General features: G+C 61.5%; 11 protein-coding genes. 9 read left to right on the plus strand and 2 right to left on the minus strand.

What is annotated here, in order from left to right; all coding sequences use genetic code 11:
* Position 1: 1 nt before the first annotated feature.
* Positions 2–1,414, minus strand: coding sequence for a circularly permuted type 2 ATP-grasp protein (locus AB2N08_RS20200; RefSeq protein WP_367612696.1), 1,413 nt, complete (start codon positions 1,412–1,414; stop codon positions 2–4).
* A 189-nt stretch (positions 1,415–1,603) separates the two neighbouring features.
* Between AB2N08_RS20200 and AB2N08_RS20205 the strand changes: the two genes are divergently transcribed.
* The 9 genes from AB2N08_RS20205 to AB2N08_RS20245 all read left to right on the plus strand — a co-directional run bounded on the left by AB2N08_RS20205 (position 1,604) and on the right by AB2N08_RS20245 (position 14,271).
* The gene (locus AB2N08_RS20205; protein WP_367612697.1) at positions 1,604–4,939 is read left to right on the plus strand and encodes a transglutaminase family protein; all 3,336 of its coding nucleotides are present in this window, start codon (positions 1,604–1,606) and stop codon (positions 4,937–4,939) included.
* 47 nt (positions 4,940–4,986) lie between these two features.
* Positions 4,987–7,560, plus strand: a complete 2,574-nt coding sequence (locus AB2N08_RS20210) for a circularly permuted type 2 ATP-grasp protein (protein WP_367612698.1) — start codon at positions 4,987–4,989, stop codon at positions 7,558–7,560.
* A complete protein-coding gene (locus tag AB2N08_RS20215) occupies positions 7,557–8,486 on the plus strand; it encodes a transglutaminase family protein (RefSeq protein WP_367612699.1) in 930 nt (309 codons plus the stop codon). Before AB2N08_RS20210 ends, AB2N08_RS20215 begins: the two co-directional genes overlap by 4 nt.
* Positions 8,487–8,615: 129 nt before the next feature.
* Positions 8,616–9,206 carry a hypothetical protein gene (locus tag AB2N08_RS20220; protein WP_367612700.1) on the plus strand — a complete coding sequence of 197 codons (591 nt, stop codon included), beginning with the start codon at positions 8,616–8,618 and terminating at the stop codon, positions 9,204–9,206.
* A gap of 170 nt (positions 9,207–9,376) precedes the next feature.
* Positions 9,377–10,153 (plus strand): class I SAM-dependent methyltransferase, encoded by a 777-nt coding sequence (locus AB2N08_RS20225; protein ID WP_367612701.1) that lies wholly within the window; start codon positions 9,377–9,379, stop codon positions 10,151–10,153.
* 516 nt (positions 10,154–10,669) lie between these two features.
* A complete protein-coding gene (locus AB2N08_RS20230; protein WP_367612702.1) occupies positions 10,670–11,140 on the plus strand; it encodes a MarR family winged helix-turn-helix transcriptional regulator in 471 nt (156 codons plus the stop codon).
* Between the two features lie 257 nt (positions 11,141–11,397).
* Entirely contained in the window at positions 11,398–12,420 is a 1,023-nt protein-coding gene (locus AB2N08_RS20235) for a S41 family peptidase (protein WP_367612703.1), read from the plus strand.
* Complete coding sequence (locus tag AB2N08_RS20240) at positions 12,417–13,493, plus strand: S41 family peptidase (RefSeq protein ID WP_367612704.1); 1,077 nt, start codon at positions 12,417–12,419, stop codon at positions 13,491–13,493. The genes AB2N08_RS20235 and AB2N08_RS20240 overlap by 4 nt, the downstream gene beginning before the upstream one ends.
* 343 nt (positions 13,494–13,836) lie before the next feature.
* Positions 13,837–14,271 carry a DUF6678 family protein gene (locus AB2N08_RS20245; RefSeq protein ID WP_367612705.1) on the plus strand — a complete coding sequence of 145 codons (435 nt, stop codon included), beginning with the start codon at positions 13,837–13,839 and terminating at the stop codon, positions 14,269–14,271.
* Between the two features lie 243 nt (positions 14,272–14,514).
* Here the strand turns inward: AB2N08_RS20245 and AB2N08_RS20250 are convergent.
* Positions 14,515–15,136 (minus strand): AraC family transcriptional regulator (locus tag AB2N08_RS20250; protein WP_367612706.1); only part of this gene is annotated, 622 nt, incomplete at its 5' end.

Below are 15,136 nucleotides of genomic sequence, written 5' to 3' on the forward strand. Positions count from 1 at the left end.
GCTAGTTCTCCAGTATCCAGGTGTCCTTGGTGCCGCCGCCCTGCGACGAATTGACCACCAGGGAACCTTCTTGCAACGCCACGCGGGTCAACCCGCCCGGCACCATCGACACGTTCTTGCCCGACAACACGAACGGGCGCAGGTCGATGTGGCGCGGCGCGATGCCCGATTCGACATACGTCGGGCAGGCCGACAGCGCCAGCGTCGGTTGGGCGATGTAACCGTCCGGATTGGCGAGCAGGCGGCGGCGGAAATCCTCGATCTCGGCCGTCGTCGAGGCCGGCCCGACCAGCATGCCGTAGCCGCCCGCGCCGTGCACCTCCTTGACCACCAGCTGCGGCAGGTTCGCCAGCGTGTAGGCCAGGTCGTCCTTCTTCCTGCACTGGTACGTCGGCACGTTGTTCAAGATCGGTTCTTCGCCGAGATAAAACTCGATCATGTCTGGCACGAACGGGTAGATCGACTTGTCGTCGGCGACGCCTGTGCCGATGGCATTGGCCAGGCCGACGCGGCCGGCGCGCACGGCGTCGAGCAGACCCGGCACGCCCAGCGTCGATTCAGGGCGGAACGCGCGCGGATCGAGATAATCGTCGTCGATGCGGCGATAGATGACGTCGACCTGTTTCGGGCCGCGCGTCGTGCGCATGTAGACGGTGTCGTTGCTGACGTACAGGTCTTGCCCCTGCACCAGCGCCACGCCCATTTGCTGGGCCAGGAACGCGTGTTCGAAGTAGGCCGAATTGTGCATGCCCGGCGTGAGCACGACGACGGTCGGATCGTCCCCGCCGTGCGGCGCCACGGTACGCAGATTGTCGAGCAACAGGTCGGGATAATGGTCGACGGGCGCCACGCGGTTCTTCGCGAACAGCGCCGGGAACAGCCGCATCATCATCTTACGGTTTTCCAGCATGTACGACACGCCGGACGGCACGCGCAGATTGTCTTCCAGCACATAGAACTCGCCCTCGCCGGCGCGCACGATGTCGACCCCGGCAATGTGGGCGTAGATGTCCAGCGGCACCTTGACGCCCTGCATGGCCGGGCGGTACTGCGCGTTGTTCAGGATCTGTTCTGCCGGGATGACGCCGGCCTTCAGGATGTTCTGGTCGTGGTACACATCATGCAGGAAGCGGTTCAGTGCGGTCACGCGCTGCACCAGGCCGGCCTGCAGCCTGGCCCACTCGGCGGCGTTGATCACGCGTGGAATGATGTCGAATGGGATCAACCGCTCTTTGCCGGCATTGTCGCCGTACACAGCGAAGGTGATCCCCACGCGTTGGAAATTGAGCTCGGCTTCGGCCCGCTTCTGATCGATCAGATGCGGGGGTTGCTGTTCGAGCCATTCGGCGAACGCATTGTAATGAGGCCGTACGGTTGCTGCAGTGGAATACATTTCATCGTAAAAGTTCGACATCAGTGCCTCCTGTGCCAGAATACTAACAAGAAACGTGCCAGCTTAGCTGTCTGATATGCAAACAAGCGAACGCAGGTATGAATCATGCTTAAATGCTTCTACATTGCGCCCACGTCGTTGCGCGCAAATCATGACGAATGAATTTATTGCGCTAGCATAAAACGCGCGCCCAACGAAAGGCACCACCGCATGGCTATCCGCATCGCGCTTCATCACAAGACCAGCTACCGCTACGACCGCCTGATCAATCTGTCACCGCATGAAGTGCGCCTGCGTCCCGCGCCACATGCGCGTACGCCGATCCTGTCGTATTCGTTGACGGTACTGCCTAAAGAACATTTCATCAACTGGCAACAAGACCCGTACGGCAATTACATCGGCCGTTTCGTGTTCCCGGAAAAGACCGACGTGCTCGAGTTCACGGTCGACCTGGTGGCCGACATGACGGTGATTAACCCGTTCGACTTCTTCGTCGAAAAATATGCCGAGGCTTTCCCGTTCGCGTACCCGGAACAGCTGCAATCCGAACTGAGCCCGTACACCAAATCGCAGGAACCCGGCCCGCTGCTGGCCGAATGGGTCGCCAGCGCGCGGCGTGACTTGCTGGCTAAGCCAATGGCGACGAACGACTTTTTGGTGGCCATCAACCAGCGTTTGCAGCGCGATATCGCGTACCTGCTGCGGATGGAGCCGGGCGTGCAGGAGCCGGAAGACACGCTGCAAAAGCGCTCCGGCTCATGCCGCGACAGCGGCTGGCTGCTGGTCCAGATCCTGCGCGAACTGGGCCTGGCGGCGCGGTTTGTTTCCGGTTACCTGATCCAGCTGACCGCCGACCAGGAAGCCCTTGACGGCCCGAGCGGCACCACCGTCGACTTCACCGACCTGCACGCCTGGACCGAAGTCTATGTGCCGGGCGCCGGCTGGATCGGCCTGGATCCCACCTCGGGCATGCTGGCCAGCGAAGGCCATATTCCGCTGGCCTGCACGGCGATGCCGTCGTCGGCCGCGCCGGTGACGGGCTTTACCGACAAGGCAGAAGTCACGTTCGTCCACGAAATGTCGATCACGCGCATCCACGAAGACCCGCGCGTGACCAAGCCGTATTCGGAAGATGACTGGCACAGGATCGACCGCCTGGGCCAGCAGGTCGATGCCGACCTGGTCAACCAGGACGTGCGCCTGACGCAAGGCGGCGAGCCGACTTTTGTCTCGATCGACGACATGGACGGCGCCGAATGGAACACGCTGGCGCACGGCGACAAGAAACGCGAACTGGCGGGCAACCTGATGCACCGCCTGAAGAACCATTTCGCACCGGGCGGCATGCTGCATTACGGCCAGGGCAAATGGTATCCGGGCGAGCCGCTGCCGCGCTGGGCGCTGAACATCTTCTGGCGCGTCGATGGCCAGCCGATGTGGTTCGATCCGACGCTGTTCTCGGATGAACACATCGCCGACGGCTACGGCAGCGAAGAAGCCGGCCGTTTCGCCGCCGAACTGGTGAAGTCGCTCGGCCTGCCGGCCGGCAGCGCCATCCCGGCGTACGAAGACGTGCTGCTGCAAGCCCAGCGCGAGCAGGCGCTGCCGCGCAACCTGAATCCGCTGGACGCCGACCTGAAAGCGCCGGAAGAGCGCCGCCGCCTGGCACGTCTGCTCGAACGGGGCCTGGGCACGGTGGCCGGCTATGTGCTGCCGCTTAAACCCCGCGAACACGATCCATCGGTCATGCTCGGCACCAGCTGGCGCACGTCGCCGTGGCCGATCCAGCGCGAAAACCTGTACCTGATCGAGGGCGACTCGCCGATCGGCCTGCGCCTGCCGCTGGCCACGCTGCCGTGGGTGCTGCCCGAGGAGCGCGATCCCGAGTTCGATGTCGACCCGTTCGCACCGCGCGGCCCGCTGCCGGTGGGCAAGAAGGACCGCCGCCCGGTCTTGAGCGTGGCGCCCGGCAAATCGACCAACAAGGTAGCGCCTGCGCCGACTGACCCGGACGCGCGCGAAGTGATCCACACCGCGCTGTGCCTCGAAGTGCGCGCCGGGCGCCTGTACATCTTCATGCCGCCGGTCAAGCGCATCGAGGATTACCTGGCGCTCGTCACGGCGGTGGAAAGCACGGCCGCCAAACTGAAAATGAAGCTGCGCATCGAAGGTTATGCGCCGCCGCGCGACCCGCGCGTCAAGCTGCTGAGCGTGACGCCCGACCCGGGCGTCATCGAAGTGAACATCCATCCGGCCTCGAGCTGGAATGAGCTCGTCCAGAATATGACGACGCTGTACCAGGAGGCGCGCCTGACCCGCCTGGGCACCGAGAAATTCATGCTCGACGGCCGCCACACCGGCACCGGCGGCGGCAACCACGCGACGCTGGGCGGCGCCACGGTCGAAGACAGCCCGATGCTGCGCCGGCCCGATCTGCTGAAAAGCCTGATCACCTACTGGCAGATCCACCCTGCCCTGTCGTACCTGTTCTCGGGCACCTTCATCGGGCCGACGAGCCAGGCGCCGCGCGTGGATGAAGCGCGCGACGATAACCTGTATGAACTGGCGATCGCGTTCCAGCAAATGGACCAGGTGCTGCCCACCATGCACCCCGGCGACAAGCCGTGGATGGTCGACCGCCTGCTGCGCAATATGCTGGTCGACCTCACCGGCAACACGCACCGCTCCGAGTTTTCGATCGACAAGCTGTACTCCCCGGATGGCCCGACCGGCCGCCTGGGTCTGGTAGAATTTCGCGCCTTCGAAATGCCGCCGCATGAGCGCATGAGCTTGCTGCAGATGCTGCTCTTGCGCGCCCTGGTCGCGCGCTTCTGGCGCCAGCCGCTGCAGGCCAAGCTGGTGCACTGGGGCACGGCGCTGCATGACCGCTGGATGCTGCCGCACTTCGTGGCGCAGGATATCCGCGACGTGGCGAAAGATTTGCGCGCGGCCGGCTATGCGTTCGAGGATCACTGGTTCGAGCCGTTCATCGAGTTCCGCTTCCCGCGCTTTGGCACCGTCGTCTACGAAGGCGTCGAGATGGAGCTGCGCCAGGCGATCGAGCCATGGAACGTGCTGGGCGAAGAAGTCAGCGCCGGCGGCACCGCACGTTATGTCGATTCGTCGGTCGAACGCATGCAGCTGCTCGTGCGCGGCCTGACCGATGGCCGTCACGTGGTGGCCTGCAATGGCCGCATGCTGCCGCTGCACCCCACCGGCGTGCCGGGCGAGTACGTGGCCGGCGTGCGCTTCAGGGCCTGGAGCCCGTGGTCGGCGCTGCACCCGAGCATCCGGGTACAGGCGCCGCTGGTGTTCGACCTGGTCGACACCTGGAGCGGGCGCTCGATCGGCGGCTGCACGTACCACGTGGTGCACCCGGGCGGGCGCAGCGAAACCGGTTCGCCCGTCAATGCCAACGCCGCCGAGGCGCGCCGCTTTGCGCGCTTCTGGCCGCACGGGCACACGCCGGGGCCGTTCACAGTGCGCAAGGAAGAGCGCAATCCAAGCTTCCCGATGACGCTCGATTTGCGCTGGCAGCCGATGTAAGCTGTCAGTCGTTTCACCTGTAGATCAGTACCTAAATAAGCAGCACGATGTCCAATCAATTACTAGCTCACTATCTGGCCGCGCCGGATGGTTTCGATGAAATGCTGGGCGCCGACGAGGCGCCGCGCGCACACTGGCGCGCGCTGCTCGCCAACCTGGAGCACGAAGCGCCGGACATGATGCGCCAGCGTTTCGAGATGGTGCAGCGCCAGGTACGCGAGAACGGCGTGAGCTACAACGTGCTGGCCGATGCCGGCAGCAAGGCGCGCCAGTGGGATCTGAACGTGCTGCCGCTCATCCTGCCGCACGAGGAATGGAGCGGCATCGAGGCGGCCGTGATCCAGCGCGCCACGCTGCTCAACAAGATCCTGGGCGACGTCTACGGCGAGCAGGCAATGCTGCGCGAAGGCTTGCTGCCGTCAGCGCTGATCCACGGTCACGCGGGCTTCTTGCGCCCGTGCCACGGCATGCGCCACCACGACGACGTGGCCCTGCATTTCTATGCGGTCGATCTGGCGCGTGCGCCCGATGGCCGCTGGTGGGTGATGGCCGACCGCACGCAGGCGCCGTCGGGCGCCGGCTACGCGCTGGAAAACCGCGCCATCATCGCCCCCACCTTCCCCGACCTGCTGCGCGAGCTGAAGGTGCAGCCGCTGTCGCCGTTCTTCCGCACCATGCACGACAGCCTGGTGCACTGGGGCCGGCTGTGCGCGGCCAATGGCGACAAGCCGGCGCCGCTGCGCGAGGGCGAAATGCCGCTGATCGTGCTGCTCACGCCGGGCCCGCGCAGCGAAAGCTATTACGAACAGGCCTATCTGGCGCGCTACCTGGGCCTGACGCTGGTCGAAGGCGGCGACCTGACGGTGCGCGACGGCGTGGTCTTCATCAAGACCCTGGCCGGGCTGCACCGGGTGCACGTGATCATGCGCCGGGTCGACGACGAATCGTGCGATCCGCTCGAGCTGCAGCATTCGCTGCTCGGCGTGGCCGGTTTGACCCAGGCCGCCATGCGCGGCAACGTGGTGGTGGCCAACAGCCTCGGTTCGAGCCTGCTCGAATCGGGCGCCCTGCTGGGCTTCTTGCCGGCGCTGTCCAAGCGCCTGCTGGGCGAGCCGCTAAAAATGCCATCGGTGGCCACCTGGTGGTGCGGCGAACCGGCGGCGCTCGAAACAGTCGTCGCCAGGCTCGATCGCCTGGTGATCAAGCCCAGTGGCTCGATGCCGGGCCAGCCGGCCGTGTTCGGCCAGGATCTCGACGGCGAAGCGCGCGCTGCCTTCATTGCCAATCTGCGCGCCAACCCGAACCATTACATTGCCCAGGAACTGGTGCGCCTGTCGCAGGCGCCGGTGTGGAAGGATGGCCGCGCGCCGGGCTTGCAGGCGCGCGCCGTGGGCCTGCGCGTGTTTGCCTGCGCCACGCCGAACGGCTATGTCGTGATGCCTGGCGGCCTGACGCGCGTGGCCACCGGGCCCGATGCGCGCGTGCTGACGATGCAGATGGGCGGCGCCAGCAAGGACACCTGGGTGCAAGCGCGCGCGCGCGTCGAAACGCACCGCCTTCAAAAAAGCAGCATCACCGGCGAAGACCTGGTGCGCGAAGACAGCAATCTGTCGAGCCGCGTGGCGGAAAACCTGCTCTGGTTCGGGCGCCACGCCGAGCGCAGCGACAATATCTGCCGCCTGCTGCGGGTCGCGCTCAATATCCTGTTCAACGTGCGCTTCGACCAGCGTGGCGCCGAATGGCCGACCGTCGAGGCGCTGTGCATCTGGTTCGGCCTGCTCGACGCTGAGCGCAAGCCGGCCGTGCCTGGCGTCGTGGGCTCGAGCAAATTGCCGGGCACGGCGAGCGCCCTGCCCGCTGCCATCTTCACCGATGCCGAGATCGAATCGGCCCTGCTGCTGGCGGTGGTCTCGCCCACCGTCCCGGGCCTGGCGCGCCAACAGCAGCAGCTGCACCGGATCGCCGGCCAGTTGCACGAACGCTTCTCGGTCGACAACTGGCGCGCCCTGAACCGCATGGTGCAGCCGGTCGCCCCGCCGGGCGAGCGGCCGTCGCAGTCGGGCGTGATGACGATTCTCGACGACGCCGCCGCCGCCTTGATGACGCTGGCCGGCTTTGCGCTCGATGGCATGACGCGCGACCTCGGCTGGCGCTTCATGTCCATTGGCCGCCGCCTCGAGCGGCTGCAATTCCAGGCGCTCGTGCTGCAGCGCGCGCTGGCGATGGATGAAAATGGCAATCTCGACTGGCTGCTCGAACTGTCCGACAGCATCATCACCTACCGCGCCCGCTACCGCGCCCAGCCCGAGTGGCTGCCGGTGCTCGACCTGCTGCTGCTCGACGAAACCAATCCGCGCTCGATCGTGTTCCAACTGAATGGCATCATCGGCACGCTGGGCAAGGTCACGCAAGCCCAGGGCGCAGGCGGGCTGGACCTGCTGGCGCCATTGAAAGCCGAGCTGATCGCGCTCGATCCAGGCGTCGACCTGAACCACGGCAACGCGATGCTCAGCGACCTGCTCAGCCGCATCGGCCAGGCCAGCGCGGCCTTGTCCGAGCAGATCGGCGTCCAGTTTTTCAGCTATACCGCCAACGGCCGGCAAAGGAACCGCACCTCATGACCGATTCGCCGCCATGCACTGCGATCTCGAATGTGGTTGCGCGCTATCGCGTGGTGCACGAAACGCGCTACAAGTACAACAGCACGGTCACGCTGTCGCAGCAATACCTGCACCTGACGCCGCGCTCGTTCTCGTGCCAGCAGACCGAATCGCACCTGATCTGGCTCGACCCGGTGATCAACGACAGCAACGAGGGCCTCGATTACTTCGGCAACATCACGCGCCACGTGGCGCTGACCGTGCCCCACGACAGCCTGCTGGTGCATGCCGAATCGACAGTCTCGCTGCGCGCGCGCTACACGCTGGCGCAGATCGCCGGCACGCTGCCATGGGAATGCGTGCGCGACATGATGGGCAAGGAAAAGAGCGAGGCCACGCTGGAAGCCTGCCGCTACCTGTACGCCTCGCCGCACGTGACCTTGTTCCCGGAGCTGGAAGCCTACGCGCGCGTGAGCTACATCCCGGGCCGCCCGCAGCTCGACGCCGCGCTGGAACTGACGCACCGCATATTCGACGACTTCGAATTCGACAACAAGGCGACCGATATCTCGACACCACTCGACCAGGTGCTGCGCGGCCGGCGCGGCGTGTGCCAGGATTTCGCGCAGCTGATGATCGGCTGCCTGCGCAGCATCGGCCTGCCGGCACGCTACGTGAGCGGCTATATATTGACGCACCCGCCGGAAGGCCAGCCGCGCCTGATCGGGGCGGATGCGTCGCACGCGTGGGTGTCGGTGTTTTGTCCGGCGCTGGGGTGGGTCGATTTCGATCCGACCAACCGGTGTCTGGTGCAGCACGAGCACATCACGCTGGGCTGGGGACGGGATTTCAGTGACGTGACGCCGATGCGCGGGATCGTGCTGGGCGGGGGCAAGCAGGAACTGGATGTGCAGGTAACGGTAACGCCGTTGCCGTTGCTGGGGTGAACACATAGCGCTTGTACTTCAGATCGGCGCTGGGTTATTTTTAAGAACAACAGCTGTAGTATCGGCGCAGGCAGCTTTCGGCGCAAAATGCATGCAGAAGGACGCCATCCACGACTGCGCGGTGAGAGTATGCGAACCAAATTAATCGTCGTAGTCACTGTTTTCAACCTTACCGCTTGCGGCAGCATGACCGCAACGCAGAAACCGACTTCCATGGCCGCTGAAAAAACTACCCGCGAGACGAACATCGCACGTGAACTGGCCCTCTACGTGGGAAAGACCATCGAGCTGGCCAGCACAGACAGACCCTATCAGGAAGTAATCAAGCATATCGGCGAGCCGCCGGCAAATCACAAGAAAGCGCTGGCCAATGGCGACGGGGCGGCCAGCCTGTATCCAAAATCCGAGCTGTTCAGCGAGATCACTTTTTACCTGGGGGACGGCGACAAGGCGCAGCAAATCGTCAGCATGGAATTTGTCAGCAAAGATGGCGCCTACGATATGGACGACCTGCGCGCGGCCTTTGGGGAATGGCACCGATCGCCCAAGCCGCCTGAGAAAGCGAGCTTTGCCGTCGCCTGGTTTCCGAAATACGATCCATCTAACGGAGCCCAGCTATTCCTGTATGCCGAGGATGCCGATTACACCAGCAGCATCGATCCGAAAAAAACGCCGTATCGCCTGTTTATTCAGAATACGCTTTTCCGCTGGGCTGATTGAATCGCTGGCACCCACATGCGATCGGCGCGAGTTCCGCTTTGGGTCGGTCATGAAGCAAATGAGATGTCGCCAACGCACATCTGGCAGCCAACGCAGCTACACTGATCGCTCCCATTCACGGCATGCCTGCCAGCACTGATGCAGGCAGCAAATGTCCACGGAAACCGATCATGCACCGCACCTGCTCGCGCAATTGCCGCACCAGCTTCACCCTCCGAACGCTACCCATCCTGCTGGCCTGCCTGTCGGCTCTGACGCTGCTGTCATCGGCCAGTACCATTGCCGTGGCACAGCCAGCGGCCGCCGACACGCGCTATGAACGCATTGCACCGAGCCCGGATGGCATCGGCAAGCGCTACATGGGCCGTGAGATCGCCGGCGTGATGGGATGGGAAGGCGCGCAATGGCTCGAGCGCGAAAGCCGCGCACGCGAGGAGCGGCCGGAATTGCTGTTGCGGCAACTGGCACTGGCGCCCGGGATGACGGTGGCCGACATCGGCGCCGGCACCGGCTACTACACGTGGCAGCTGGCGAAGCAGGTCGGGGCCGGCGGACGCGTGTATGCAGTCGACGTGCAGCCGGAAATGATCGACATGCTCGACAGCCAGATGGCACAGCGCGGCGTGCGCAACGTGGTCTCGGTGCTGGGTAGCGAAACCAGCGTCAAGCTGCCGCCGGCCAGCGTCGACCTGGCAATCATGGTCGATGTTTATCACGAGCTCGCCTATCCCGCGGAAGTCCTCGACAGCATCGTCGGCGCCCTGAAGCCGGGCGGGCGCGTCGTCTTCGTCGAATATCGCGCCGAGGATCCGGCGGTGGCGATCAAGCCGCTGCACAAGATGAGCGAGTCGCAGGTACGGCGCGAAGCCACGGCGCACGGACTGAAGTGGGAACGCAGCATCGGGTCGCTGCCGATCCAGCATGCGATCGTATTTCGGAAACCCTGAGCGCAGAGTTTCTTGCCATTGCTGCCGATGCGTAGCGGCCGAAGGCTGAAGTGGCATGGCTCGTATGTTGAGCTCGTGTCTGGATGCCAAACCTGACACTGTTCGTGCTTGTGACACTGTTCGTGCTTGTTGAGCTCGTGTCTGGATGCCAGACCTGACACTGTTCGTGTGTGACACTGTTCGTGCTTGACACTGTTCGTGCTAGCCACGATGGACTTCCGCTTTCGGCCATAAGCGGTCCTTCGTCAGCAGAGTGCCACACGAGCGGAAGTCACAGAAAGTCAGTTACTTTCGTGATTCCAGCGCGCGACTGATCAGGGACCCGAACCTCGCCGAAGCCGGGCGGGTTGTATCTGAAGATGATCGCTTCTTGGCACAACATATGCAATAACCGTGTCCTCAGTTCGAACGTGTTGTTGTAGCTGTTTCCCAACACGATGACCGCCTCGCTCACAATCCAAGTGGAACTAACAAAATCTATATAAGCACTTATATAGTTAGTGATAAAATCATCACATGAAACTAGGATTAGGCACGCAATTACGACATTTGATCGAACTGCTCGACGGCGCGGTCGAGCAGTCCTATGTAGATGCTGGATTGAATTACCGTCCGCGCTATACGCCGGTGATGCGGGTACTAGCCGAACAGTCGAGCGCGACGATCGGTGAATTGGCATCCCTCGGCGGTTTAACGCAACCCGCCGCCACGCAGACTGTAGCCGTGATGGTCAAGAAAGGACTTTTGACCGTGTCCGCCGGCGGCGAAGACGGCCGGCAGCGCGTCGTGCGTCTCAGCGCTGCCGGTGCGGCGATGCTGCCGCAATTGCGTGTCTGCTGGCGAGCAACAAAATTCGCAGCCGACAGTCTCGATGCGGAACTGGCCATGCCTTTGTCGAGTTGCCTCTCGCAGGCGATTACCGCGCTCGAGACTCGCTCGTTCACAGAACGCATCCGTGACGCGAATGCAAACAAACTTGAAGGCTAATTCAAAAACTATCGTTTTTCCCGGACCGTTGATTTGGCATCATTCATCGTCGGCGCGCCGCTATGTCCACCAGGGGATTTTGCAGACCGTACTTGCTCACGTGGCGCAGGACATCAGGTAGCCACTAAAGGACGTCACGCGCGTAGAACCGGAAGGACGTAGCTTCCATCGAGTCGCCAAACAGACAACTAATTGCACAGGCAGAGGCAGAAATGATTAAGAGATGGCTAGTCATACCGGTACTTTCGGCTTTAATGATGTTTGGCGCGATCTATACCATGGATATATGGTTTCCGTTTCTACAAGACCTTAAACCGAAAGCTGAGATTGTTATTGACAAGGGAACCCGTAAGGAGACGATCGATACCTTGATAGCAAAGCTCAACGCCCACTATGTTTTCCCAGAAAAGGCCAAGAAAGTGGAAGCGACTTTGCGTCAGAACCTGCGTGAAGCCAAGTACGACAAAATTTCGGATGGCGATAAATTTGCCGAGGTACTGACGGAGGACCTGTACCAGATTACCCATGACCAGCACATGGCGGTGAGGTCCAGCCCCAAGAAGGTTCCGTACGACCAAGCCGATGCCCCTCCGCCGACGACGCAAGCGGAATGGGACCAGCGGACACCTTTCGTCAGACGTCACCTGCTGAACATCGGGCTGGCACTTGGAAAAGTCGGCTCGGCGGAGGTCGAGCACCTCGCGTCGAACATTGGCTATTTGAAACTCACCGACTTCCCGCCTGATTTTGTGATGGAAAAAAGATACGCTACAGCGATGAACAAGCTGGCGGATACCGATGGCCTTATCGTGGACGTTCGCGAGAATCGGGGGGGCGGACCGGCCACGGTCACCTTACTAATCAGCTATTTCGTCGATCAGCGGACCCGCGTCAACGACATCTGGGATCGTACTGCAGGCATTACCACGCAGCAGTGGACGAGCACTAAGCTTCGCGGCAAACGCTACGGCGGCAAGAAACCCGTCGTCATCCTTGTCGGCCCCAATACCAAGTCAGCCGGCGAAGACTTCGCCTATACGATGCAGGCAATGAAACGCGCCACCGTGCTTGGCAAGCCCACATGGGGCGGCGCGAATCCGAGCCGCCCCTATCGCGTCAGCGATTATTTCGCCGCTTGGATACCGAGTCGCCGTACCATCAGCCCAATTACGCAGACCAATTGGGATGGCGTGGGCGTCATTCCGGACATTCAAGCTGCGCACGATAAATCGCTTGAAATGGCCACGGCGCTACTCCAACGTCGATTAGGCGCAAAATGAAAGTAAAACGGATTTTTATAGCGTGTCTGGTGCCAGGCGTAATGGGTTTGTGTGCGATGTTTGGGACGCTCGATTACTGGAAAAAATTCGGGCCGCCTCCCGAGGCCGTACTCGATCGCGCAATGCGGCTGAAAACTATTGATGCGCTAGTGGCGAAGCTGAATCACTTCTACGTTTTCCCCGAAAAAGCGAAAAAGATCGAGGCGATCTTGCTCCAGCGTCATCAAAAAGGAACATATGACGGCATAAGGAGCGGTTATCAGTTGGCGCGGCAACTCACTGCCGACATTCGCGGCATTGCAAAAGACCTGCACATGAGGGTGGGATACCATCCCAAAATGGTTTTGCCAGATGAAGTCGATGGACCAGAGCCGATGTCACGGGCGGAATGGGAACAGCAAAGCAACCTCTTTACACGCCTGATCGTGCGTCACAAGGCAACCCGGGGGATGGTACAGACCGATCATCTGGATGGAAACATTGGCTACTTGAAGCTTTCCGGTTTCCCAGAGGCTTTCCTCATCGCCGACACATACGCTACAGCGATGGACAAGCTTGCCGATACCGACGGCCTTATCGTGGACCTGCGTCGCAATGCCGGCGGCGATCCAGAATCGGTGGCCTTGTTGATCAGCTACTTTGTCGACCAGCGTAGGCGCTTAAACGATATCTGGGACCGGGAGACTGGCACGACCGTCCAGCACTGGACTGCACGGCAGCTTGACGGAAAAAGATATGGCGGCAAGAAGCCCGTCCTTATCCTTGCTGGCCCGGACACCGCTTCGGCTGGCGAAGACTTCGCATACACGATGCAGGCAATGAAACGCGCGACCGTGGTGGGCGCACCCACGTGGGGTGGCGCCCATCCTACAAAAGCGTATCGGCTAGGGGGGCATTTCATCGCATGGATACCCAATCAACGCAGTATCAGTCCTATCACGCACACGAATTGGGAAGGCGTCGGCGTGACGCCGGATATCGCAGCGGCACCGGACATGGCGCTCGTGGTGGCCAAGAACCTGATGTGGCATCGCCTTCGAGGAACTGCCTCGCTTGTCGCTGCAGAGCAGTGATGCTCTACACTTTTCTTCGCATCATGCGCAGCGTTGCTGGCGCAACGGCGTAAACCTCAATTGGGTTTATCCATATTCGTTTTTGTCTCGATCATACGTGAAGCGGACCTTGCCGAATCAACGGTCTACCATAGGATCTGATCTTCGTCGACGGCACAAAAGTGGCGCTTCCAGCGTCAAGGCAAGCTAGAATTTTTCATGCAAACGTGATAGTCCGCTTTGGGTCTATTCCGGCTTATGGCGGTCACAGGTAGTTTTTCAGCCTGGCAACCTGCTATGCTGCCCTGAATGGCCGGGTTCGGCCAGGAGCGGACAATCCCACCAAACAATAGATTGGGCGAGCATGGATGAATTGCCGAGCGCCGGAGCAGGCCACAATGACGTGATACGCAAAAAAATTGACCTTGCTGTGTCTGCTAGAAATCTGGCACGTGCGTCGAACAATACTCGTTGGGATGCGCTGATCAATTACTTTCGCAATCAGAAGGAATGGCGACCGTCCTACCGAACCAAGTTGGTTACAGGGGATATCTCCGGGTGGGACGTCGAGTGGTTCTACCACTTGCCGTTTCCGTTTGCGATAGTAGAGTGGTTTGATATCGGCTTGCAGCAGAATGTTCGCCCGAAAGGCAGGCTGCTTCCCCCTACTTCGATCAACCACACAGACGAAATTTCGAGAGTGATTAAGGAGATTGGTTTCGAATTTGAAGTACGTGGGGACGTGCTGAGAATCTGGGGTTACCTGCCAAAATCCTACGAGGATTTTCCTCCTGCCTGATCCGTCGCGGAAGGTCCGCTTAGGGTCGGAACCGGCCTGACAGGGGAAGTTGAAGCGGAGGTTGACGACGCGCTATATGCGTGTTGCGTCATTCCACTATTGGCTAAATCAGCACGGTATAGTTTGAAAGTCTAAAATGCGCCTAACGGAAGGGTCCGCATCGAGTAAGTGCAGCGGTTCGCGTTTGAAACCGACCGTACTCGCATTCCACGCCTGCTTACCGAGAATTGCTAAAGCTGGACACTAGATCACAGCGGCCTGCTGGCGAACATAATCGCGCGGTGCGCAGCCCATCACGCGCTTGAATGCGGTACTGAACGCGCTTTCAGATTCGTAACCGAGCGAAGGCGCAATCATGGCAATCGCATCGCGCGTGGTCAGCAGCCGGTCGGCCGCCAGCAGCATGCGCCAGCGTGTCAGATAGTCGATGGGCGACTCGCCAACGCACTCCCTGAATCGCAATGCGAAGGTCGAGCGCGACATTGCCGCAATATCGGCCAGGCTTTGAATCGTCCATTTGCGAGCAGGGTCGCCGTGCAGCGCGTTCATTGCGGCGCCGAGCTGCTTGTCACCGAGCGCGTAGATCCAGCCAGTACCGCCGTTCGGTCCCTTGGCCAGGATGGTGCGCAATGCTTGCAGCAGCATGAGGTGGGCAAGGTGCTGTGCGGCGAGAAACCCACCCGGCTGCGGCGTGCGCAATTCCTGCATGATGCGCTCGATGGCGCTACGCAGCGCGACGCGGTCCGACTGCTCGCGGATGTGCACAACAGGCGGCAACACCTTCATCAACAAGTCCGTGTGCCGGCTATCGAATTCGAAAAAGCCACCCAGGCCATACACGTCGCCACCAGCGTTGATTGTCACC

The organism is Massilia aurea (assembly GCF_040790145.1).
Taxonomy (GTDB): domain Bacteria; phylum Pseudomonadota; class Gammaproteobacteria; order Burkholderiales; family Burkholderiaceae_D; genus Telluria; species Telluria aurea_C.